The sequence below is a fragment of the Ruegeria sp. AL11 genome (assembly GCF_056540865.1).
Genome location: NZ_JBQFXO010000064.1, coordinates 1 through 710, shown reverse-complemented (window position 1 = coordinate 710; position 710 = coordinate 1). Strand labels below are relative to the sequence as shown.

Below are 710 nucleotides of genomic sequence, written 5' to 3'. Positions count from 1 at the left end.
ATGGCAAAGGAAAAGTTTGAGCGTACAAAACCGCACGTCAACATCGGCACGATTGGGCACGTTGACCATGGTAAGACGACGCTGACCGCAGCGATCACCAAGTATTTTGGTGACTTTAAAGCGTATGACCAGATTGACGGTGCGCCGGAAGAGAAAGCGCGCGGCATCACCATCTCGACCGCCCACGTGGAATACGAGACCGAGAACCGCCACTACGCGCACGTTGACTGCCCCGGCCACGCCGACTACGTCAAGAACATGATCACCGGTGCTGCTCAGATGGACGGCGCGATCCTGGTTGTGAACGCCGCTGACGGCCCGATGCCGCAGACCCGCGAGCACATCCTGCTGGGCCGCCAGGTTGGCATCCCGAAGATGGTCGTGTTCCTGAACAAAGTTGACCAGGTTGACGACGAAGAGCTGCTGGAACTGGTTGAGATGGAAGTTCGCGAACTGCTGTCCAGCTACGAATACCCCGGCGACGATATTCCGATCATCGCAGGTTCGGCTCTGGCCGCGATGGAAGGCAACAAGCCTGAGATTGGTGAAGAGAAGATCAAGGAACTGATGGCGGCTGTTGATGAGTACATCGACACCCCTGAGCGTGCTGTTGACCAGCCGTTCCTGATGCCGATCGAAGACGTGTTCTCGATCTCGGGTCGTGGTACCGTTGTGACCGGCCGTGTTGAGCGTGGCGTGATCAACGTTGG

1 protein-coding gene is annotated in these 710 nt (G+C 57.6%); it reads left to right on the top strand.

The genetic code is table 11. The features are described 5' to 3' along the window. The coding region (locus tag ACR0IP_RS23285) for a GTP-binding protein (RefSeq protein WP_480528179.1) at positions 1-710 on the top strand (710 nt) is incomplete at both ends.